The organism is Streptomyces coacervatus, from assembly GCF_029223485.1.
Taxonomy (GTDB): Bacteria; Actinomycetota; Actinomycetes; order Streptomycetales; family Streptomycetaceae; genus Streptomyces; species Streptomyces coacervatus.
Window position 1 is genome coordinate 349626 of record NZ_JARHTP010000002.1, and the last position, 20515, is coordinate 370140.

The 20515-nt window shown below is 71.5% G+C and carries 20 protein-coding genes and 1 pseudogene; 9 read left to right on the forward strand and 12 right to left on the reverse strand.

Annotated features, from left to right (window positions below):
• Positions 1 to 2: 2 nt before the first annotated feature.
• Complete coding sequence (gene argF / locus P2Q00_RS05310; RefSeq protein ID WP_275770053.1) at positions 3 to 1004, reverse strand: ornithine carbamoyltransferase; 1002 nt, start codon at positions 1002 to 1004, stop codon at positions 3 to 5.
• Positions 1005 to 1027: 23 nt separating this feature from the next.
• Positions 1028 to 1693, reverse strand: a pseudogene (locus P2Q00_RS05315) (arginine deiminase family protein); the annotation flags it as partial.
• A 747-nt stretch (positions 1694 to 2440) separates the two neighbouring features.
• Between P2Q00_RS05315 and P2Q00_RS05320 the strand changes: the two are divergent.
• The 5 genes from P2Q00_RS05320 (at position 2441) to P2Q00_RS05340 (ending at position 7807) form a co-directional block, all read left to right on the forward strand.
• Entirely contained in the window at positions 2441 to 2914 is a 474-nt protein-coding gene (locus P2Q00_RS05320) for a nuclear transport factor 2 family protein (protein ID WP_275770054.1), read from the forward strand.
• Between the two features lie 76 nt (positions 2915 to 2990).
• Positions 2991 to 3488, forward strand: a complete 498-nt coding sequence (locus P2Q00_RS05325; RefSeq protein ID WP_275770055.1) for a TetR/AcrR family transcriptional regulator — start codon at positions 2991 to 2993, stop codon at positions 3486 to 3488.
• A gap of 928 nt (positions 3489 to 4416) precedes the next feature.
• The gene (locus P2Q00_RS05330; RefSeq protein ID WP_275770057.1) at positions 4417 to 5631 is read left to right on the forward strand and encodes a globin domain-containing protein; all 1215 of its coding nucleotides are present in this window, start codon (positions 4417 to 4419) and stop codon (positions 5629 to 5631) included.
• Between the two features lie 41 nt (positions 5632 to 5672).
• The gene (locus P2Q00_RS05335) at positions 5673 to 6050 is read left to right on the forward strand and encodes a hypothetical protein (protein ID WP_275770058.1); all 378 of its coding nucleotides are present in this window, start codon (positions 5673 to 5675) and stop codon (positions 6048 to 6050) included.
• Between the two features lie 185 nt (positions 6051 to 6235).
• Positions 6236 to 7807 (forward strand): oleate hydratase, encoded by a 1572-nt coding sequence (locus P2Q00_RS05340; protein ID WP_275770059.1) that lies wholly within the window; start codon positions 6236 to 6238, stop codon positions 7805 to 7807.
• 37 nt (positions 7808 to 7844) lie between these two features.
• Here P2Q00_RS05340 and P2Q00_RS05345 read toward each other — a convergent pair whose 3' ends face one another.
• Positions 7845 to 8444, reverse strand: a complete 600-nt coding sequence (locus P2Q00_RS05345; RefSeq protein WP_275770061.1) for an Rv1733c family protein — start codon at positions 8442 to 8444, stop codon at positions 7845 to 7847.
• 325 nt (positions 8445 to 8769) lie between these two features.
• Between P2Q00_RS05345 and P2Q00_RS05350 the strand changes: the two genes are divergently transcribed.
• Positions 8770 to 9288 (forward strand): universal stress protein, encoded by a 519-nt coding sequence (locus tag P2Q00_RS05350; protein ID WP_275770063.1) that lies wholly within the window; start codon positions 8770 to 8772, stop codon positions 9286 to 9288.
• Positions 9289 to 9347: 59 nt separating this feature from the next.
• Positions 9348 to 9857, forward strand: coding sequence for a flavodoxin domain-containing protein (locus tag P2Q00_RS05355; protein WP_275770065.1), 510 nt, complete (start codon positions 9348 to 9350; stop codon positions 9855 to 9857).
• A gap of 75 nt (positions 9858 to 9932) precedes the next feature.
• Here the strand turns inward: P2Q00_RS05355 and P2Q00_RS05360 are convergent, their stop codons facing one another.
• From P2Q00_RS05360 to P2Q00_RS05400, 9 genes are all read right to left on the reverse strand, one after another.
• A complete protein-coding gene (locus tag P2Q00_RS05360) occupies positions 9933 to 10412 on the reverse strand; it encodes a hemerythrin domain-containing protein (protein ID WP_275770067.1) in 480 nt (159 codons plus the stop codon).
• A 35-nt stretch (positions 10413 to 10447) separates the two neighbouring features.
• Complete coding sequence (locus P2Q00_RS05365) at positions 10448 to 11689, reverse strand: MFS transporter (RefSeq protein ID WP_275770069.1); 1242 nt, start codon at positions 11687 to 11689, stop codon at positions 10448 to 10450.
• 186 nt (positions 11690 to 11875) lie between these two features.
• Positions 11876 to 12316: a pyridoxamine 5'-phosphate oxidase family protein gene (locus P2Q00_RS05370; RefSeq protein ID WP_275770070.1), complete on the reverse strand. Its 441-nt coding sequence runs from the start codon at positions 12314 to 12316 to the stop codon at positions 11876 to 11878.
• 115 nt (positions 12317 to 12431) lie between these two features.
• Entirely contained in the window at positions 12432 to 13106 is a 675-nt protein-coding gene (locus tag P2Q00_RS05375; protein WP_275770072.1) for a helix-turn-helix domain-containing protein, read from the reverse strand.
• 147 nt (positions 13107 to 13253) lie between these two features.
• On the reverse strand, positions 13254 to 13646 hold the full coding sequence (locus P2Q00_RS05380) for a DsrE/DsrF/DrsH-like family protein (RefSeq protein WP_275770075.1): 393 nt from the start codon (positions 13644 to 13646) through the stop codon (positions 13254 to 13256).
• Positions 13647 to 13741: 95 nt separating this feature from the next.
• Positions 13742 to 14059: a TusE/DsrC/DsvC family sulfur relay protein gene (locus P2Q00_RS05385; protein ID WP_275770077.1), complete on the reverse strand. Its 318-nt coding sequence runs from the start codon at positions 14057 to 14059 to the stop codon at positions 13742 to 13744.
• Between the two features lie 15 nt (positions 14060 to 14074).
• Positions 14075 to 15316: a type III sulfide quinone reductase, selenoprotein subtype gene (sqr, locus tag P2Q00_RS05390; RefSeq protein ID WP_275770079.1), complete on the reverse strand. Its 1242-nt coding sequence runs from the start codon at positions 15314 to 15316 to the stop codon at positions 14075 to 14077.
• A 131-nt stretch (positions 15317 to 15447) separates the two neighbouring features.
• Positions 15448 to 16074, reverse strand: a complete 627-nt coding sequence (locus P2Q00_RS05395; protein WP_275770081.1) for a hypothetical protein — start codon at positions 16072 to 16074, stop codon at positions 15448 to 15450.
• Positions 16075 to 16234: 160 nt separating this feature from the next.
• Positions 16235 to 17065 (reverse strand): universal stress protein, encoded by an 831-nt coding sequence (locus tag P2Q00_RS05400; protein WP_275770083.1) that lies wholly within the window; start codon positions 17063 to 17065, stop codon positions 16235 to 16237.
• Between the two features lie 204 nt (positions 17066 to 17269).
• Between P2Q00_RS05400 and P2Q00_RS05405 the strand changes: the two genes are divergently transcribed.
• Positions 17270 to 17662, forward strand: coding sequence for an STAS domain-containing protein (locus tag P2Q00_RS05405; protein WP_275770085.1), 393 nt, complete (start codon positions 17270 to 17272; stop codon positions 17660 to 17662).
• A 108-nt stretch (positions 17663 to 17770) separates the two neighbouring features.
• The gene (locus P2Q00_RS05410; protein ID WP_275770087.1) at positions 17771 to 20473 is read left to right on the forward strand and encodes a winged helix-turn-helix domain-containing protein; all 2703 of its coding nucleotides are present in this window, start codon (positions 17771 to 17773) and stop codon (positions 20471 to 20473) included.
• Positions 20474 to 20515: the final 42 nt, after the last annotated feature.

The following is a 20515-nucleotide window of genomic DNA, read 5'->3' on the forward strand; positions in this document are numbered from 1 at the left end:
GTTCAGTCCTCCAGGGTGGCCACGAGGACGGCCTTGATGGTGTGCAGCCGGTTCTCCGCCTGGTCGAAGACGAGGGAGGCGGGTGAGGAGAAGACGTCGTCGGTGACTTCGAGCGCGCTCAGGCCGTAGAGGTCGAGCAGGGAGCGGCCGAGCGCGGTCCGGTCGTCGTGCAGGGACGGCAGGCAGTGCATGAACTTCACGTCCGGGTTGCCGGTCGCGGCCAGGGTCTTGTCGGTGACCTGGTAGGGCATCAGCAGCTCGATGCGCTCACGCCAGGCCGCGGCGGGCTCGCCCATGGAGACCCAGACATCGGTGTGCAGGAAGTCGGCGCCGCGTACGGCGGTCTCGACGTCCTCGGTGAGGGTGATGCGTGCTCCGCTGCTCTCGGCGAGGGCACGGCAGGCGGTGACGAGCGCCGCCTCGGGCCACAAGGATCGGGGCGCGGCTATCCGTACGTCCATGCCGAGCAGGGCGCCCATCGACAGCAGGGAGTTGCCCATGTTGTTGCGGGCGTCGCCGAGGTAGCAGTAGCTGATGTCGGGCAGGGGCTTGGGGCTGTGCTCGTGCATGGTGAAGACGTCGCACAGGCTCTGGGTGGGGTGCGCGGTGTCGGTCAGGCCGTTGTAGACGGGGACGCCGGAGTGGGCGGCGAGTTCGGTGACGAGGGACTGCGCGGAGCCTCGGTACTCGATGCCGTCGAACATTCGACCGAGGACGCGGGCGGTGTCGGCGATGGACTCCTTGGTGCCGACGTGGGTGTCGCCGGGGCCGAGGCAGGTGGTGGCGGCGCCCTGGTCGGCGGCGGCGACCTCGAAGGCGCAGCGGGTGCGGGTGGAGGTCTTCTCGAAGATCAGCGCGAGGTGCTTTCCGGTCAGCCTGGGCCGTTCGGTGCCGGCGCGGCGGGCCGTCTTGAGGTCGGCGGCGAGGTCGAGGAGGTGCTGGATCTCGCGTGCGGTGAAGTCGAGTTCGCTGAGGTAGGAGCGTCCTCGGAGGTCGATGGTCATGGCGGTTCCTCGCGTGGGTGGGCTCAGGCGACCGGGTCGCGTTCGACGGGGCAGCCCATGCAGCGGGGTCCGCCCCGGCCGCGGCCGGGTTCGGCGCCGGCGATGGTGACGATCTCGATGCCCTGCTTGCGCAGGTAGGTGTTGGTGGTGACGTTGCGCTCGTAGCCGACGATCACTCCGGGGGCCAGGGCGGTCGCCAGGTCCGGGTTCGGCGCCACGTCGAAGCCGGACGGGTGCGCCTGGCTGGGCGTGAGGGTCCAGGAGCGCAGGGAGTCGGCGAGGCCCGGGGAGATGACGAAGGCGTCGCGGTCGACCATCGTCAGTACGGTGTCGAGGTGCATGTAGGCGCGGGTGGCGGGGAGTTGGACCGCGATCAGCCGGTTCGCGCTGCCGCCGGCGAAGAGTCGGGCTGCCAGGTTCTCCACGGCCTGGGCGGTGGTCCGCTCCCCCATGCCGACCATCACGGCGCCGTTGCCCAGAACGTGGATGTCGCCGCCTTCGAGGGTGCCGACCGGTCCGTCGAGAATCGGTACGGGCGCCACGGCGGCGAACATCGGGTGGAACCGGTAGATGGCCCCGGCGTCCAGCGCGCTCCAGACCAGGCTGTGCGGGGTGGCGAGCGGCAGATCGCTCTTGAGCAGTCCACGGATGAGGGAGCCGGCGAGGATCTGGCTGTCCAGTTCGGCACAGGGCCGCAACCGTCCCGCGCGACGCCACCGTCTACGGCACCCTGATGCTGCCGATCACGAGGGCGGACGCGGCGGGCAGTCCCAGCCGCGCGGGGAGCGGACCCTGCCCCGCTCCGTCTGGTGGTGGACATGGGTGTGCTCCTTGTGCGGGTGGCTGTGGTTCGGTCTCTCCGTGATCGATCCTTCTGCGCCACCGGGCCCGTGGTGAGCGGCCAGTGGTCCCGGCACGGACCCGTTGGTCCCCTGGCCGGATCCCCATTCGGCCCCTGTCGATGGATGCGCAGCGAGCGCCTGAGGGGAGCGCGCCGCTCCTCACGAGAGGCCTTGTCCGCCCGACCGAACTGCCCGGAAAGGTCCGGTCGTCGGAAGAACATCCGGGCCGCAGGGCGCTGCCGGATGCGGCTGGGCGGCGAACGGCTCGAGCTGGGCGCCCCGAGGATCGTTCCGGTCGACGAGCGCGTCCGCGGCATGCCGTGGCTGTTCGGCACCGTACTCAGGCATGTGGTCCGCACCCCGAGTACGTCGAGTTGCCCGTCCTTGGCGGCATTCCGGCCGGGAGGAGACCCGTAGGACCGCCGACCTGAGCGGTCCTGGCGAAATCAGCAGCAGTGGCGTCAGCCCTCACTGACGCCCTTCGGGCAGGAGGTGGGCCGGAACTCCGGCGAATACCCCGTCTCCCCACTGCTTCCTCCTGGTACCGGGCCGCGCGTGGTACGTTATAGGTCGACCACTAACGTAGGAGTGAAGATGACAGCCAAGGAAGACGGCGCCAACCGCCGCACCCCTGCCCAGCACGCCCTGGCCGAGCACCTGCGCCTGACCGCCGCCGGGCTCGTCGAGGAATGGGTGGCACTGTTCGCCCCGGACGCGGTGCTCGAGTTCCCGTATGCGCCGGCCGGTGTGCCCAGCCGGGTAACAGGACGAGACGCACTGTTCGCGCACATGAGCAACTTTCCCGAGACCTTCGACGTGGAGTTCGTCGACCTGGTTTTCCACGAGACGGTCGATCCGAGTCTGGTGATCGCCGAATTCCGCTCCACGGGCACTGCGCTGCCGACCGGCAAGCCGTACGAGCAGACGTGCATCTCCGTCCTGCGGACCGATGACGACGGGCTCATCACCCACTACCTGGACTACTGGAACCCGCTGGTGGCGATCGAGGCACTCACACCCCACGACGTGCCGTCCGACGCTGACCTCAGCGTGACTTTTGGCGGCTGAGGGGAGCCGTGTTTGACTGACGCCCATGCCTGCCGCCGGTACGAGCACGAAGAGCGACGAACGACGTCGGACCATCATGGCCGCCGCGGTCGACTGCTTCGCGCAAAAAGGTTTCTACGGTACGACGACACACGAGATCGCCGAGTGGGTCGGCATCTCTCAGCCGTATCTGTATCGCCTGTACCCGAACAAGGAAGCGCTGTTCGCGGCGGTGGTCGACCATGTGTCGGTCGTGATGACCGACACGCTGGTCGCTCACTCGCCGGCGCCGGGCGGGGCCGGGCCGACGCCCGAGGAGGCGTTGGACGCGGCGCGCGGCGCCTACGCCGCGCTCGTCGCGGACCGGAACATCCTGCGTTTCCTCATGCACGCGAACTGTGCCGCCGGCGAGCCGCTGGTAGGGCAGGCCGTGCGTCGGTGCTACGCCAAGCAGGTGGACGCCGTTCGGCAGCTGCTCGGCGACGACGACGCCGTGCGGCACTGGTTCGGCGCCGGAATGCTCGACAACGTGGTCGCCGTGCTGGGTCTGGCCGAGATCGATGAGCCGTGGGCGCATGTCCTCACGGCTCGATAACCCGACACCGGGGCAGATGACTGCGCAGCGGCGAAACCAGTGCAGCGGCGCGAGCGTGCCCTCCACCACCCAGCGGTGAACACCGAGGCGTGCTCGGTGCCGCGCCGGGCGATGACCGGGGTGATCCCGAACCGGCGGACTTGCCCGGCACGACCAGGATCCTCATCGTGCGCGTGCCACCGGCGCAAGGCTCCCTCATGACGCGGAGTCCGGCCTAAACCACCGGAGTTGAGTACCGGTGGAGCAGCGGCTGCACGGCCGATCGACGCGGCCGTACACCGGGAGAGCATGCGGTCCCTCGCGGACGGGCGACGTCCTCGGGCAGGGCGCTGCGGCTGATTCCGGAAGACGGCGGCAAGGGCCGACCCTGTCATACGACACCGGGCAGGCGGCGCCTCGTCACGCGCGCAGTGACACCTGGCGCCGCCCCTCGCCGCGGAGCGGTCACCCTCCTACCCCCTGCGCCTCGCACCCTTGCCAGCCTCCCCCGAGGTCCCTGCGCAGCAACGATCCGAACGTCCCTCGGACAGATCCGGTCGCCCCTCTTCCACCCATGGCCACGGAGTGATCATTGAGTTGGGCGCTGACGCCGGGCACGGCATCCGCAAGGGGTTCCCTCGTCCCCACCGGAAACGGCGTCCGCGCCAAGGGGACGGCCCTGCGAAGGGCCGTGGTCGCACGTGGGTCGTCAGCCGCGTACCCCGCGGCGGCGGACAGGGCCGGAGGGACGTCTCCACGGCGCCGTACGGCCCACGGTCCGGACGGGCCATGGGGCCGGAGTTCCCGAACCTATGGGGCCATGCGGCCCCTCTTCGGCCCAACGCCCGGAAACAGCACCGAAACACGGGAGGCCGACTGCTACACAGAGGGTCGCCGCGCATTCGACGCGGTGCCCTTCGCATCCCATTCCCCCCGCCCGGGAGGCTCCATGCTGTCCGCAGAATCCGCCGCCGTGGTACGTGCCACTCTGCCCGCCGTGGCCGGAGCACTGGACGAGATCACGACGCGCTTCTACGGGGCGATGTTCCGGGACCGGCCGGAACTGCTCGACGGAATGTTCAACCGCGGCAACCAGGCCAGCGGAGACCAGCGGCGCGCACTGGCCGGCTCGATCGCCGGGTTCGCGACCGCGCTGCTGGCGGACCCGGATGCCCGGCCCGACGCCCTGCTGGCCCGGATCGCGCACAAGCACGCGGCCGTCGGGGTCACCGACGACCAGTACACGATCGTGCACAAGTACCTCTTCGGTGCCATAGCCGAGACCCTCGGCGACGCCGTCACCCCGGAGGTGGCGGCCGCCTGGGACGAGGTGTACTGGCTGATGGCCGGTGCCCTGATCGGCCGGGAGGCGCGCCTCTACCAGGACGCGGGCGTCGAGCCCGGCCGGATCTGGCGGCAGTGGACGGTCGTCGAGCGCCGCACCGAAACCCCGGAGGTCGTGTCCTTCCTGCTCCGCCCGGCGGACGGCCGTCCGGCGCAGCGGACGCGGGCGGGCCAGTACGTGAGCGTGCGGGTGCGCATGGCCGACGGGGTGCACCAGTTGCGCCAGTACAGCCTGTCCTCGGACCCGGGCAGGGAGCTGCGGCGCATCACCGTCAAGCGGGTCGCCGGCACCGCCGGTGACCCGGACGGCGAGGTCTCGAACCTGCTGCACGCCCAGGTCCGCGAAGGAGACCGACTGACCCTCTCGGCACCTTTCGGTGACGTCTTCCTCGACGAGCGGGCGGACGCCGCAGGTCCGCTCGTGCTGGTCTCGGCGGGCATCGGCTGCACCCCCATGACGGGCATCCTGGCCCACCTCGAAGCCAATGCCTCGCCCCGCCCGGTGCTGGTCCTGCACGCCGACCGCTCCCCCGCCGACCACGCGCTGCGCACCGAGACGCACGAGCTCGTCGAGCAACTGCCGGGCGCCCGCGCCGTCTTCTGGTACGAGCGTCCCGGAGCGGAAGAACCCGGCGCCCACGAAGGCCTGATGGACCTCTCCGGGGTCGAACTCCCCGACGGCGCGATGGTGTTCCTGTGCGGCCCGCTGCCCTTCATGCGCGAGGTGCGCGCCCAGCTGCTCGGCGCCGGAGTTCCGGCACGACGCATCCGCTACGAGGTGTTCGGACCCGACCTGTGGCTGCCCGGCGGTGCGGCCTGAACGGCGCTGCACCTTCCAGAGCTTCGAGGAAAGGAACCACGATGACGAGCGACACTCCGCAGGCCGCGCCCGCGGTGCGGCTGCGTTTCGACGGCCCGGTGGACCAGGAGACCCTCGCCTACGCCCGTACGAAGATCGACGCCGTCTTCGGCCGCTCCGGCCTGCCCGCCGTCACCGGTGAGGTGCGGATCGTGCGGGCGGCCATCCGCCATGCGGACCGGCCCTGGCTGGCCACGGCCGATCTGCACGTCGGCGGCCGGAAGGTGGTCGTCGTTGCCGAGGAGGCCACCGGGCGGGAGGTCGTGGACCTGCTCCAGAACCGGCTGCGCCGCCAGACCGACAAGGCCGCCCACGCCTGGGACGACGGCCACCGGACGACGGCGCCGCCATGGCGGGGCGGCGATCAGCAGCCGGCGTAAGTCCCGGTGAGCACGGGCCCGGTCGGTGGCATCCGCCGACCGGGCCGCTGTCGTGCGCCCCCGCACTCCGACCCGGGCCGACCGGTCCCCGCAGGTGACCAACGGCCCACTGACCGGCCCCGGTTGCGCAGGAAACCGTGGGAGGCGCGGTTCCCGATCGACGTGCGAGGACGAGGAGTTGTGTGATGGCGAAGGCTTATCTGGTGGGCAGCGGGATCGCGGCGCTCGCCGCGGCCACGTTCCTGATCCGCGACGGCGGATTCGACGGGGCGGACATCCACCTCTTCGAGGAACAGCGCACCATCGGCGGCAGTCTGGACGCGGGCGGCAGTGTGGACGCCGGCTACAGCATGCGCGGCGGGCGGATGTTCGAGTCCGAGTTCCGCTGCACGTACGACCTGCTGTCCGCCATCCCCACGCTCGATGACCCCGCGGTGTCCGTGACCGAGGAGATCCTGGCCGGGCACGAGGAGTTCGCCTGGGACGACGTCGCACGGCTGGTCGACGGGGACGGAAAGATCGTCGACACCGCCTCGATGGGGTTCTCCGAGCGCGACCGGCTGGAACTGGTCCGATGCCTGGCGGGCCCCGAGGGGCACCTGGACGGCAAGCGCATCACCGACTGCTTCGGCGAGCACTTCTTCACCACGAACTTCTGGTTCATGTGGTGCACGACCTTCGCCTTCCAGCCCTGGCACAGCGCGATCGAGTTCCGCCGCTACCTCAGGCGGTTCATCCATCTGTTCCCGGAGTTCGCATCGATGTCCGGCATCCACCGGACTCGCTACAACCAGTACGACTCGATCGTGCGTCCCCTGACGGCCTGGCTGCGGGAGCGCGGCGTCACCGTGCACACCGGGAGCCGGATCACCGACCTCGGTTTCGCACCGGGGCACGGCGACATCACGGTCGACACCCTCCACGTGTCCCGGGGCGGCCGCGACGAGAAGATCGCCGTGGCACCCGAGGACCTGGTCCTGGTCACCAACGGCTCCATGACCGACGCCACCGGCCTCGGCTCGCACACCGCGGCGCCGTCCGTGCCCGCCCACCGCTCGCAGGCGTGGCTGCTGTGGCACCGCATCTCGCGCGGACGCGAGGAGTTCGGCAACCCGGCCGCCTTCGACAAGCACGTGAAGGAGTCCCGCTGGGAGTCGTTCACGGTCACCGCAAAGGATCCCGTCTTCCTGGACGCCCTGGCCGAGTTCAGCGGCCGCGAGACCGGCAGGGGTGGGCTGATGACCTTCACCGCCTCCAACTGGCTGCTGACCATCGTCGCCAACCGCCAGCCGGTCTACCGCGACCAGCCCGAGGGTGTCTCCGTGTGGTGGGGCTACGGCCTGTTCCCCGGCCGCGCGGGCAACCACACACCCAAGCCGATGACGATGTGCTCCGGCCGGGAGATCCTCGAAGAGGTGCTGCACCATCTGCACTTCGATGCGCCACTGGCGGCCCGGGTCCTGGAGACCTCCACCGTCGTGCCCTGCGTGATGCCGTACATCACCAGCCAGTTCCTGGTCCGTCGCCGCGAGGACCGGCCCCAGGTCGTGCCCGCGGGGTCGGTGAACCTCGCCTTCATCGGGCAGTTCGCGGAGGTGCCCGACGACGTCGTCTTCACCGTCGAGTACTCGGTGCGCACCGCGTGGACGGCGGTGGCCCGGCTCCTGGACCTCGACCGGCAGCCTCCCGCGGTCTACAAGGGGCACCACGATCCCCGTGTCCTGGCCGCGGCCCTGGAGACGATGCACCGCCGGTGAACCTCGGCTCCGGGTGGGATCCGGTCGGCCCGCGCTGTCAGCCGAGCATCCGCTTCCTCCACTGGGGGCCGACCCGCGCCCACTCTGCGTCCCACTCCGCCAGGCGCCGCCGGTCCAGACATCCGCGCGCGAGCCGTCCGCCGACCAGCACCACGGCACCGGCTCCCGTGGCGGCCGCGACGCTGAACAGCACCGTCTGCAGCCATGCCTCGGTGGGGCTCGCGGGCTCCAGGACCAGCCTGCCCGTGTGGTCGGTCCACCCGGTGACCCGCGCGCCCGCGGCGGTGCCGGGCTCGACTCTCAGGGTGCCGGTGTGCGTCGAACCGTCGGCACCGGCCCAGCGCACCTTCGCCCACACCTTGTCGTCGCTGAATCCGTACGTCGGGACCGGCGCGGTCCGTGGCGCCTCCTCGGTCAGCACCGCCGAGACGGAGTGCACCTGCGCGCGCCGTGCGGCGAGGTCGTCCTCCACCGCCCCTCGGGTCACCAGTGCGGCGAGCAGCCCGCCGAGCAGGGCGAGTGTCCAGGCGACGAGCACGATCCAGGCTTCCAGCCGGTCGCTGCGGCGCCGGAGGGGACTGCGCCGCCACCGCCAGAACCCGACCCTCTTCGCCTTCGCGCAGTGCGTCTTCGTCATCGGTCGACACCCCTCTGTACGTACCGGCGTCGCCACTCACCGCCTCCACTTGGAACGTCCCACGTCAGCGCGGGCGAATGGGAGGGGCCGACCAGGCAGCCAGCAGGGCCGACCGGCCTGCGTCATGACACCGTCCACTCCGCTCCTGGTCGTGAGCCGCCGCGGGCGCGGCGGGTTCACCCGGGCGATGAAGCCGTACGTCCCGTCCCGTCCTGTCCGGCGCAGCAGCGGCCCGTTCGGCGCCTGCTCGGAGCCACTCGGCCCACGCCTCGCCCGCCCGGTCCGGGGCACGGTGGGTGCAGGAGGCGATCCGGGGAGGTTTGCCATGACCGAACTCGCCGTCGGCAACAGCATTGTGGTGGGCGTCGACGGGTCCGAGGCGTCCATGGAGGCACTGCGCTGGGCGGCACGGCAGGCTCACGCCCTGCACGCGCATGTTGTCGCCGTGCATGCCTGGGAGCCGACCGGGCCACGCTTCGCGCCCTACGCCCCGGCCTCGACGCGTCCGACGGCCGCCGAGCAGCGGGACCGGGCCGCGTGTCTGCTCGCCTCGACACTCCGCAAGGTCTTCGGGCCGCGGATCGACAGTTCCGTACGCGCGGTCGTGGTGGAGGGGCCGCCGGCACGGGTGCTGCTGCGGCATTCGCGCGGTGCCCAGCTGATCGCGCTCGGGCGTACCCCGCACGGACCGCACGACCAGCCCACGACAGGCGCGGTGGCACGCGCGTGTCTGCGGCATGCGACGGTTCCCGTGGTCACGGTGCCCTTCACGGCCGGAAGGCCGGCCGCACAACAGGCGGCAGACATCGGGGAATTCTGTGTCGGAGGTTCGGCCACGCAGTGACGGCCGGGCGTTCCGGGTCAAGGCCGCCCGAAGAGATCGAGGAACGTCGAGGTGACGTGATGGACATTCTGGTGGGATACGCGACCGCTCACGGCTCGACGCGTGAAATCGCCGAGCGGCTGGCCGCCGGGCTGGGCGAGGCGGGGCTGAAGGCCGAGGCGCGGGCCATGGAGACGGTGGACGATGCCGACGGGTACCGGGCGTTCGTCCTGGGCAGTGCCGTGCACGGGCAGACCTGGCTCGATCCGGCCAAGGAGTTCGTGCGGGACAACCTCGACGTGCTCGGCCCCCGGCCTGTGTGGATCTTCAGTGTCGGTATGCCGGGCGCGCTGCGCGGACCGTGGCGGCGCGTGGCGGCCAAGGAGATCCCGGTGATCGTCGAGAGTCTGCCCGGTGGCCTGTCGTACCGGGACCACCGGCTCTTCTCGGGCGTCATCACGCGAGAGCAACTGCCGCGCGGCGCCCGTATCCGGTTCCACCTGGTCGGCGGCCGGTTCGGCGACTACCGCGACTGGGCCGCCATCGACAGCTGGGGATCCGGCATCGCCGACGAGCTTGCGCGGGGATGACGGGAACTCAGCAACGTACGGATGCGCGGTGAGCAGCGCGGCCGTGACAGGACCGCGCGGCCGCCCGGCAGCCGGTCAGGTCAGGGGCAGCGGCTCCGACATGGCCGTGCCCACCCGCGCTCGTTCCGCTTCGACCGTCTCCCACTGCCCGGTGTCCAGCAGGGCCAGGGCGGCGGGGAAGACCCCGTCCTGTTCCTTGAGGATGTGCTCGCGCAGCAGGTCCAGGGTCTCGATCAGGCGGTCGGGCCAGGTACGGTCGGCCAGGTACGGTCCGTTCGCTTCGGCCAGCACTGCCTCGATACGTCGGTGCTCGTCCTCCAGTGCGGCGATCTTCTCGGGGAAGTCGGCGGCCAGGGCGGGGAACAGTCCGTGCTCCTCGACGTGGGTGTGCGGGCCGAGCACGGCGGAGATCTCGCGGGCGAGCTCCGCCATGCATGCGATCCTGCCGTCGCGGTGGGCGTCGCGCACCCGGCTGATGAGAGCCACGACCCTCTCGTGCTCCTGGGTCAGCTCGTCGATGGTTTCGAGCGCCTGGCAGCCGCAGTACTCGCACATGGCGGTTCCCCTCTCTCCGCGGTGATGCGGGGGTCTCAGTGCTGCTGTGCGGGGCGGCGGGAGACGGTGTGGCGCACTCCGGTCCCGGTGAAGGTCAGCGCCGCGGCTGCGACCAGGGCGAGCAGGATGAGGCCGGCCGCATAGGAGCCGTACGCGCCGTACAGCGAGCCCATCAGCAGTGGCGGGACAAAGCCGCCCAGGCCGCCTGCGGCGCCGACGACGCCGGTGACGGAGCCGACCTTGTTCGCCGGGGCCAGCAGCGCGACTAGGGCGAAGACGGCGCCGCTGCCCGCGCCGAGCGCGGCGGCCATGGCCAGGAACGCGATCGTGCCCACCGGTGCCAGGGACGGCGTGAACGACTGGGTGCAGGCTCCGAGGAGCACCACGGCCAGCGCGGCGGCCAGCACCCGTACGGGGCCGAGGCGGTCCGACAGCCAGCCGCCGATCGGGCGCATCGCCACCGCGAACAGGACGAATCCGGCCATGCGGTTCGCCGCGTCGGCCTGGGTGAGGCCGTAGCCGGTCTTGAGATAGGTGGGCAGGTAGACGGAGAAGGCGACATAGCCGCCGAAGGCCACGGCGTACAGGGCGGATGCCTGCCAGGTGATGCCGAGTTTCAGGGTGGCGGCCAGGCGCGTGGGCAGCGGCTCGGTGGGCACGGTGCGGCCGGGTGCGTCGCGCAGTAGCAGCGCGGCCAGCACGGCGTAGGCCGCGAGCACCCCTGCCGTGATCAGGAACGGGTCGGACATGCCGTGCGCATCGACCAGCTTCACCGTGGTGAGCGCGCTGATCGCGGTGCCGCCCATGCCGGCTCCGAAGATCCCGATGGCCAGTCCGCGTCGCTCGGGCGGGAACCAGGCGCTGACGAACGGCACACCGACGGCGAACGCGGTGCCACCGATGCCGAGGAAGAAGCCACCGGCCACGAGGGCGCCGAGTGAGTTGTGTCCGACCAGGCCGAGGTAGAGCACGGGGACGATGGTGGCGGCCGTCACCAGCGGGAACATCACCCGCCCGCCGAACCGGTCGGTCAGCGCGCCGACCGGGATGCGGCCCAGCGAACCGACCACGACCGGCACCGCCACCAGCAGCGACTGCTGGAAGGAGGTCAGTCCCAGGCCGTCCTTGAGCCGGGGGCCGAGCGGGCTGAGCAGCGCCCATGCCCAGAAGTTGACGGCGAAGCCCGTGGTGGCGAGCGCCAGCATCAACCACGCCCGGCGGGTGACGGCCGTATCGCTCGGCGGTGCGTCGTCGTGCTTCCTCGATGGCTGGAGCATGCCGCCCGTTCCTTCCGCTCGCAGTGGTGCGGCCCCGATGATCACCTCGGGGCCGCGGGCCCTCCGACCGCACGACGCGTGCCGGTGGCCCGCTGTCACTATCTGCCGCGGGGCGCCCCGAAGACGTGGGCCAACAGTCCTCATCGCCGGGTCCGTGAGTCCTTGTCCACGGAGGGCAGCGTCCGCTCAGGGCGACAGATCCACCCCGTACAGGCTGCGTCCGCCCACGAGTTCACGGCCGGTGACCAGTTCTGGCTCGATGCGGACGAAGACCTCCTGGGGCGAGGGCGCCCAGGAACGTGGCCCGGTCCGGGTCAGCCGCTCGTGTTCGTGGGGGTCCCGCACCACCGCGGCCGCTCCGGTGACGACGACGCTCCAACCGGAGTGCGCCACCGCATCGACCTCGTCGACCTCGAAGGCGACCACCGCGCCGTCGACGGCGCGGACCAGTTCCGAGGCCGCCGAGGTGCACAGCAGCACCGCGCCGTCACCGTCGAGGGAGAAGTTGACGGGCAGCACCGCGGGCAGCGCCTGCCGGGTGTGGACGATCCGGCCGACGGGCACCTTCGCCAGCAGGCGCAGGCACTCCTGTAGCTCGAGTTCGCGGAAACCGTCGTTGGGATACATGGGCCAGCCTGTCTCTCACCTGGGTACGACGCTGGAGCGTCCCGTCCATCGTCCGTCGGGCCGGAGCCGGGGGTGAGGGTCCATCGGTCCCGGTCGGGCCGCAGAACGTCCCGCGTCACACCGTGATACGTCGCCCGGTGATGACGAGGGGATCGATGCGCACCCACTGGTCGCGGTGTCCGCCGGCCCAGGGTTCGCTGCGGGCACCCTCGGCGAGCCGACGTACCTCGTCGGGGTCCGTCACGGTCCGGGCACGGCCCCGCACCAGCACGCTCCAGCCGCTGCTGAACGCGTCGTCGATGCGGTCGACCTCGAAGGCGACCTGGCAGCCGGACGCCTGCGAGGGGGTGCTGCCGGGTTCGGTGCGGAAGGCGATCGCGCCGTCGACGACGCTGTAGTTCACGGGTACGACGACGGGCCCGGAGGCCGTGGGCACCGCGATCCGCCCCACGCCGTGCGTGGAGAGCAGAGCCCGGCACTCCGGGACGCTCAGCGAGGTGAACTCGGGGCTGCGGGAGGCCTGTCCCAGACCGCGCGGCAGATCGGTGTCGCCGCCGGTGAGTTCCCGCACGGTGGTCTCAAGGACCTCGGCCAGCCGGAGCAGGGTTCCCCGGCCGGGTGCGGCCCCGGGGTGCTCCTCGAGGTACTGGAGGTAGCCCGGCGCCATGTCGGCGCGGGTGGCCGTCTCCCTCCGGCTCAGTCCGAGAACCGCGCGCCGTGCGGCAAGACGGCGCCCGAGGTCGCCCAGCGCGTGTCCCTCGGCCGTCCGAGCCGGTGCCTTGTCCGCCATGGCCGCTCACTCCCTCTCGCCCGGCCGGGCCGTACTCGACGCCCGGATTGCCCCATCAGATCCAGCATGTGCGGATCCGGCGCGGCGGACTTGGGCCGGTCGGCCCCGACTGTCAGGCCGGACGGGACCGCTTTCATGCCGAGCCGGTCAGGTGTAGATGATCTGGCCGCCGGCCGCGTGCTCATAGAACTCGCCGACGGTGATGATGCCCTGGACCTGGTCCACGAGGTCGTCCTTGTCGAGCTCGAAGAGGTCGACCGAGGCCTTGCATGCGTAGATGCCCGCACCGGTGTCGGCGATCATCTCGATGAACTCGGGGACGGGCGGGATGTCGATCTTGTCCATCTTGCGTTCCATGAAGTGGGTGACCAGGCCCGGTACACCGGGCATCCCGCCCAGCAGCGTCGGCAGGTGCAGGCCCGGGTTGCCGACGGTGGCCAGCTTGATGTGCTCCCAGCGCTTCTTCGTGATGGCGTCCAGGCCGAAGAAGGTGAAGAACAGGTCGGCCTCGATCCCTTCGGCGCGGGCGCCGTTGGCCATGATCAGGGCCGGTAGATCCCTTCCAGGGACCCCTTGGAGACGATGATCGAGACCTTGTCGATCGTGGCGGTGTCGGCCATGACGACGCACCCTCCTCAGATGCAGCCGCGGGGCTTGGGGATCCCGGCGATCTTCGCGGCGGTCTTCGCCGGTCCCTTGGGGAAGAGCTGGTAGAGCTCCTTGACGCCGACGCCGGAGGTCTTGCCGAGGACGCGGACGGTGGGGCCGGTGCCCTTGGCGGCGTACTGGGTGCGCATGAAGTGGATGACCGTCCAGTGCCGGTCGGTGAGCGTCTCGATGCCCGTCTCGCGGGCGATCTGCTCAGCCATCGGCTCGGTCCACCGGCCGGGGTCGGTGAAGAAGCCCTCGTCGTCGACGGGGACGGCGACGGAGTCGTAGGTGACGGTGGGCATGACGGTTCTCCTCACTCAGACCGTGGCGTGGTTCTTGCCGCGCTCGGGCATCGCCGAGCCGATGCCGGGCAGTTCCCGGCCGGGGAGCAGGCTGTGCCAGTACAGCCACTCGAAGGCGAGCTTGCCGAGATGGTTGGCGTGCGACTCCTTCAGCAACGGCAGGCCGAGCGAGGTCGGGAAGTGGCCCGGCAGCGGCTCGGTGTCGTAGTTGAAGTCGATCAGCAGGGCCTTGTGGAAACCGGTCTCCACGAAGCAGTTGGTGTGCCCGTCGAAGGAGGCGTCCAGCGGCTGCCCGGCGAGGAAACGGCCGATGTTGTGCACCAGCACCTCGCCCTCGAAGTGGGCGACCGAGCCCGCCTTGGACGCCGGCAGGCCCGCCGCATCGCCGATCGCGAACACCTCGGGACGGCCGGGAAGTTGGAGCGTGCGCTGATCGACGGGGATGAACCCGAGTTCGTCGCCCAGCCCCTCGGAGCGGCCCACGTACTCGGCGCCGCCGTGCAAGGGCACGACGACCGCCAGGTCGAAGAGCGCCTCGCGCTCGTCGTACGAGATCAGCCGGCCGCCCGCACCATCGACCTCACCGAGGGTGAACTCGGTGACCAGCTCGATGCCCTTCTCCTCCAACAGGCCACCGAGAGCCTGGGCGGCGACCGGCTTGGTGAAGGCCGCGTCCAGCGGGGTGACGTAAGTCAGCTCGACCCGGTCACGGATGCCGCACCGCTGGAAGTACCAGTCCGCCAGGAAGGCGAACTCCAGTGGCGCCACGGGGCACTTGAGCGGCAGGTCCGCCACGTCGATCACGACGCGGCCGCCGTCGAAGCGCTCCAGCGCGTGGTGCAGGCCGACGGCGCCGGGCAGGTCGTAGAAGGTGAAGACCTTCTCGCCCCAGCCGGGGCCGGTGAGCCCATCGGTCTCCTCCGGCAGGAGCCTGGCTCCGGTGGCCACGACGAGGACGTCGTACGCGAGCCGGCCGCCGACGGCGAAGTGCACGATCCGCCCGTCCAGGTCCACCCGGTCGATCCGCGCGCGTCGGTAGTCGATCCCGTCGTGCAGCTGGCGCGGCCGGGGCCGGACCAGTGCATGCGGTTGAGCCAGCCCGAAGGGCACGAACAGCAGCCCGGGCTGGTAGACGTGATCGTCGTCCTGGTCGACGACCGTGATCCGGCACTCGGCCTCACCATGGGTCCGGCGGAGGCGGTTCGCCGTCAGGGTGCCGGCGGTGCCGCTTCCGAGAATCACGATGTGTTTGCTCATGACCCCACTCTCATGCGGGAGATGAAGCACAGTCAGGGGTCATTGGTCCCCATCCAGGTACCCACCGGGGTATACATGAGGTGGGGCACCGCCGCATCGTTGCGGCGGTGCCCCGGTCCGGGACGCTGCTCTCACAGCAGCCAGCGGTTGCGGCTGACGAAGGGCAGGCGCGCCCAGGCCTTGCCCAGCCCCCAGGTGGCGCCGGCGCCCGCGGCCGCAAGGGCGATGAGGACGACGGCGTAGATGAGGTGGTAGTCGGCGAACGGGTTGGTCGACATGCTCAGGGAGCCGTCGGACAGGTGCTTGGCGGGCGGCCATTCCGCGATCCACATCAGCGCCATCAGCGCGGTCCCGGCCACGGCTGCGAGCCGTAGGCCGATGCCCGCGATCAGGGCGAGGCCGATGCCGAGCAGGCCGAGCATGAACAGCCAGTCCGCCCAGCCGGCGCCGGCCCAGTCGTGGAAGGTGGACTCCATCGGTCCGGCGGCGACCGAGCCGAGGAACCCCTTGGTCGGTGAGCCGCCGTCGATCCAGCCCTTGCCGGACGGGGTGGCGTAGCCGAAGCCGAAGGTCTTGTCGAGGAAGGCCCACAGGAAGACGAACCCGGTCAGCACGCGAAGCCCGGCGAGGACGTGTGTGCTGGTCGCCGTGAGTGTGATGGCGCCGGTCTCGGCGGCGGGCCGCTGAGCCGTCGCGGGCCTGCGCACGGACGGGAGGTGGAACCGCACGTGCCGGTGCGGTTGATCGTGGACTGCCATGGTGCTCATCCCTCTCTGGGGGTGACGCGCGGGTTGACGACTCTCGTTGTGCTTTGAATGTCCCGCTTCGGCAGCCGGCGTCGCAGGGGCTGCGCGGCCCGCGGTGCAGGGCCGAACGTCCCTGCCGTGAAGGCCTGTTCAGCGCCCTGCCACGGCCCGGTCATTCGGTGGGCACGAGAGCCACCGGGCAGTGCGAACGGTGCAGCAGGGTGAGTACGACCGGGCCGAGGCGGGGGCCGTGCCCGCCCGGTCGGTTGTGGACGCCGATGACGACGACACCGGCTTCGCGGGTGGCTTCCAGCAGCGCATGGGCCGGCCCGGCGGGGACGGTGTGTGCCTCGACGCCGACCTCGGGGTGTTGCTCCCGCAGCTCGGCGAGGGTGAAGCGGGGCACTGCCGCCTCCGTGGCATCGCGTTGGGCGAGGTCCCGCTGTCCCGGACTGGTTGCGGGGACCGGCGAGGGCATTTCGGGGGTGATGTGCCGGTGGGACCAGGAGTGCAGGACGCGTAGCCGGGCGCCTCGCCGCTCCGCCTCCTGGAAGGCGTAGGCCGCCGCGTCCGCGTCGGCATCGCTCGCCAGGCCGAGGAGCACCTCGCGACCGTCGTCGCACCGGTGGTCACCGCGTACGACCAGCAGCGGACGCCGGGCGTGCGCGGCCAGGCGCAGGCTCACCGAGCCGAAGAGCAGTCCGGTGAATCCGCCCAGCCCGCGGTTGCCCACGACGGTGAGGGCCGCGTCGTCGCTCTCCCGCAGCAGGACCTCCGCCGCGCCGCCCTGGGGTGCCGCGGTCACGACCTGCAGGTCGGGGTGGTGGGCGCGGATCCGTGCGGCGGCCGATGCGAGGACCGGTCCGGCCTCGTCCCGGTCGGGGACGGCATGGACGATGCGCAGGGCGGCGCGGCGGCGTTCCGCCTCCTGCGCCGCCCAGTCCAGCGCCCGTACGGCGGTCAGTGTGCCGTCGACTCCGACGACGACGTACTGGGCAGTCATGTCGCTGTTCCCTTCTGTGCTTCCGTGCGGCCGCAGCCGGACGGGCGTAACAGGGCCCACCTCTCATGCTCCGGCGGACGGTCGGGCAGGAAAGGGGGCCATCGGTCCCGCCCCTGCCGGAGAGCGACCCTCGACCCACCATCCGCGGCCGTACGGGGCCGACCGGCCCTACCGCCGGGCCTGACATCCCGCTTGGCTGTGACCATGGCCGAAACGCACACCGGGCCCGTGCCCTGCCACACGGAACGCGTCGTCGGCGGCTCGACCGTGGTGGAGGTGCGCGGCGAGATCGACATCCTCACGGCGACGCCGCTTTCGGCACGCCTCGACACCCTGACCGGCGGCCCGTGCCCCGACCTGGTTCTCGACCTGCGCCCCGTGACCTTCCTCGACGTCAGCGGCCTGCGCCTGCTGTGCCGGGCGAGGAACCGGGTGCTGGCCCGGCAGGGCAGGCTACGGCTGGTGGCCGACAGCGGTCGCCTCCTGCATGTCCTGCAGGCTGCCCTGCTGGGGGGCGTCTTCGAGATCCTCCCCGACCTGCACACGGCGCTCTCGGATGCTCCCGAGCCGGACGCCGTCTCCGCCGTGGCGGGCTGACCGCGGCCGCCTGCCGACGGGGGGTGCGGCGCCCTCGCTTGCAGGCGCTGTCGCCCGGGGCGACCATCGGAGTGGGTGTTTTCCCGCTCCGGCAGCACTAAGGCAGTGATGGGCCCCACATCGCACTCCGGTGAAGGCGGCCGCACGGATCCCACCGTGGGGGCGCTGACCCCCACCGGCGACCCGGTGCTTGCCGCACGGTTCAGTGTGCCGGTGGTCCCTCAGACGTTCGTGCACAGACCCCGGCTCGCCGAGCGGCTGGATGCGGGAGTCCAGGGGCCGCTGACCATGGTCGCCGGGCCTGCCGGAGCGGGCAAGACCCTGCTGGTCGCCGACTGGGTCACGACGGGGGGCCTGCCGGGGCCCGCCGCCTGGCTGACGGTGGAGCCCGAGGACAGCGGTCCCGGCGTCTTCTGGACCTATGTGCTGCAGGCCTTCCGGCACCATGGGATCGCCCTGCCCGACCACGTCGGCAGCCCGGCCCGCCCCGGCAGGGTGGACCACTCGCTGCTGACCCGCCTCGCGGCCTGGCTGGACGGGCGCGAGGTGCCGGTGATCCTCGTCCTGGACGACTTCGACGGGGCGTCCGGTTCCGCCGAGGTCGCCGATGAGCTGCAGTTCGTGCTCCGCCACGCGGGCGACGGCCTGCGCCTGGTGATCGTCTGCCGTGCGGAGCCGCTGCTGCCGCTGCACCGCTATCGGGCCGCCGGTGAACTCGTCGACATCCGCAGCGCCGATCTGGCGTTCCGTTCCGAGGAGACGGCGGACCTGGCCGATCGCCACGGGCTGCCGCTGTCGGCGGAGGTCGCGCGGGTGCTGACCGAGCGCATGGGCGGCTGGGCGGCCGGGCTGCGGCTGTGTGCTCTGGCGGCCGAGCGTGCCGATGATCCGGAAGGCTTTCTGAAGGACTTCGAGGCCGGTCAGAGCACACTCGCCGACTTCCTGCTGGCCGAAGTGCTCCGCGCCCACCCGCCGGAGACCCAGGACCTGCTGCTGCGCACCAGCATCGTCGAGGAGACTCATCCGGACCTGGCCAATGCCCTCACCGGGCGGAACGACGCGGAACCCATTCTGGCGGAGCTGCAGCGCGCGAACGCGTTCGTCGAGCCCATCGGGCACTCCTGGTACCGGCTGCACCCGCTCTTCGCCGAGATCCTGCGGGCCCATCTGCGGGTCCGCCACCCCGGCCTGGAGCCGGAGCTGCACCGTACGGCCGCCAAGTGGCTGAGCGGGGCGGGCCTGCTCAGCGAGGCCCTGCCGCATGCGGCGGACGCGGGCGACTGGGACCTGGCCGCCGCCGAGTTCATCGACGATCTGGCGATCGGCCGGATGCTCACCGGCCTGGATGCCGAGCGCCTGGACGGTCTCTTCGCCCCGATGACCCCGGAGGCCTCCGGGCCCGCCACCGATCTGGTGCGGGCGGCGCGCGAACTGACCCGCCACGACGTCGACCGAGGTGTCGCGTACCTGCGCGATGCGGAGGAGAAGCTGCCCGACGACCCGCGCGAGGCCGCGGCCGCGCAGTTGAGCTGTGCCGTGTTGCGGGTGCTCGCCGCCCGGGTGGCGGGCTCGGCGGACATGGCCGAGACGGCGGCCGAGACGGCGGCGGAAGCCGCGCGTGCCCTGCCTGCCGACCGGCTCGAGCAGCGCCCGGAGCTGACGGTCCTCATGCTCACCGACCTCGGATCGGCCCAGCTGTGGGCCGGCCGCTTCGATGCCGCTCGTGCGACGCTGTCCGCTGCCGTCCAGGCCGCCGAGGGGCCGTCGACGGCCTTCCCCCGGCATGAAGCCCTCAGCCGGCTGGCACTGATCGACTATGTGCGCGGCTGGCCCGGCCACGCCGAGTCGCACGCCAGGGCGGCGATCTCCGAGGCGGAGCACTCCGGTCTGCCGGCATCCGTGCGAACGGGGGTGGCCCAGCTCGTACTGGCCGCCGTCGCCATCGACCGCAACGACCTCGTGGCGGCGCGCGACCACCTCGACCAGGGCGCCGCCTCGTCCGCCGCGTCCCGCGACCCCATCGTGGCCGTCGAACTCGCGCTGCTGCGTTCCCGGATGCAGCTTGCGAAGGGGGATCCCCAGGGGGCGCTCCAGTACCTCGACGCGATTTCGCAGAAGCCGTTGGCCTCGGCGGCCCCTTCCCCGTGGGTGAACGACCGCATTGCGATGGCCCGGGCTGCCGTAAGGCTGGCCGAGGACGATCCCCAGTCCGCGGTGAAGGTCTTCGAGGACGAGCCGCCGCACACCCCAGAGGGCCTGGTGGCCGAGGCCAGGGCACACCTGGCTGACGGTGCGGGCGAACAGGCGCTGGGCATCCTCGACGAACTCTCCGACGACCCCGGCCGCGGACCGGCCGTCGCGGCCTGGGCTCTGCTGGCCCGAGCACAGGCCGTCGACGCGCTGGGCGATACCGCCGCCGCGGAGAGCCTGGTCCTGCGGGCGCTCACGGTCTCCCGCCCGCATCAACTGAGGCGGCCTTTCCTGGAAGCCGGAGCGTGGCTCGGACGGCTGCTGAGCCGCCGGCCCGCGCTCGCGCAGGGACATGACTGGCTGGTCGCCGCACCGGAGGGGCGCTCCCTTGCCCCGCGTACGAGCCAGGGGTCCGTGCTCCCTTCCCCGGAACCCCTCAGCGAGCGGGAGCGGGATGTGCTGGAGCGGGTGGCGCTGCTGATGTCCACCGAGGAGATCGCCGCTGACCTGCATCTGTCGGCCAACACGGTCAAGACGCACCTGAAGAGCATCTACCGCAAGCTTGCCGTGAGCCGGCGTGGCGAGGCGGCCCGCCGGGCCCGGGAGCTGGGTCTGCTGTGACACCGGAGCCGGACGAGCAGGCGGTGAACGGACACGGCTCGT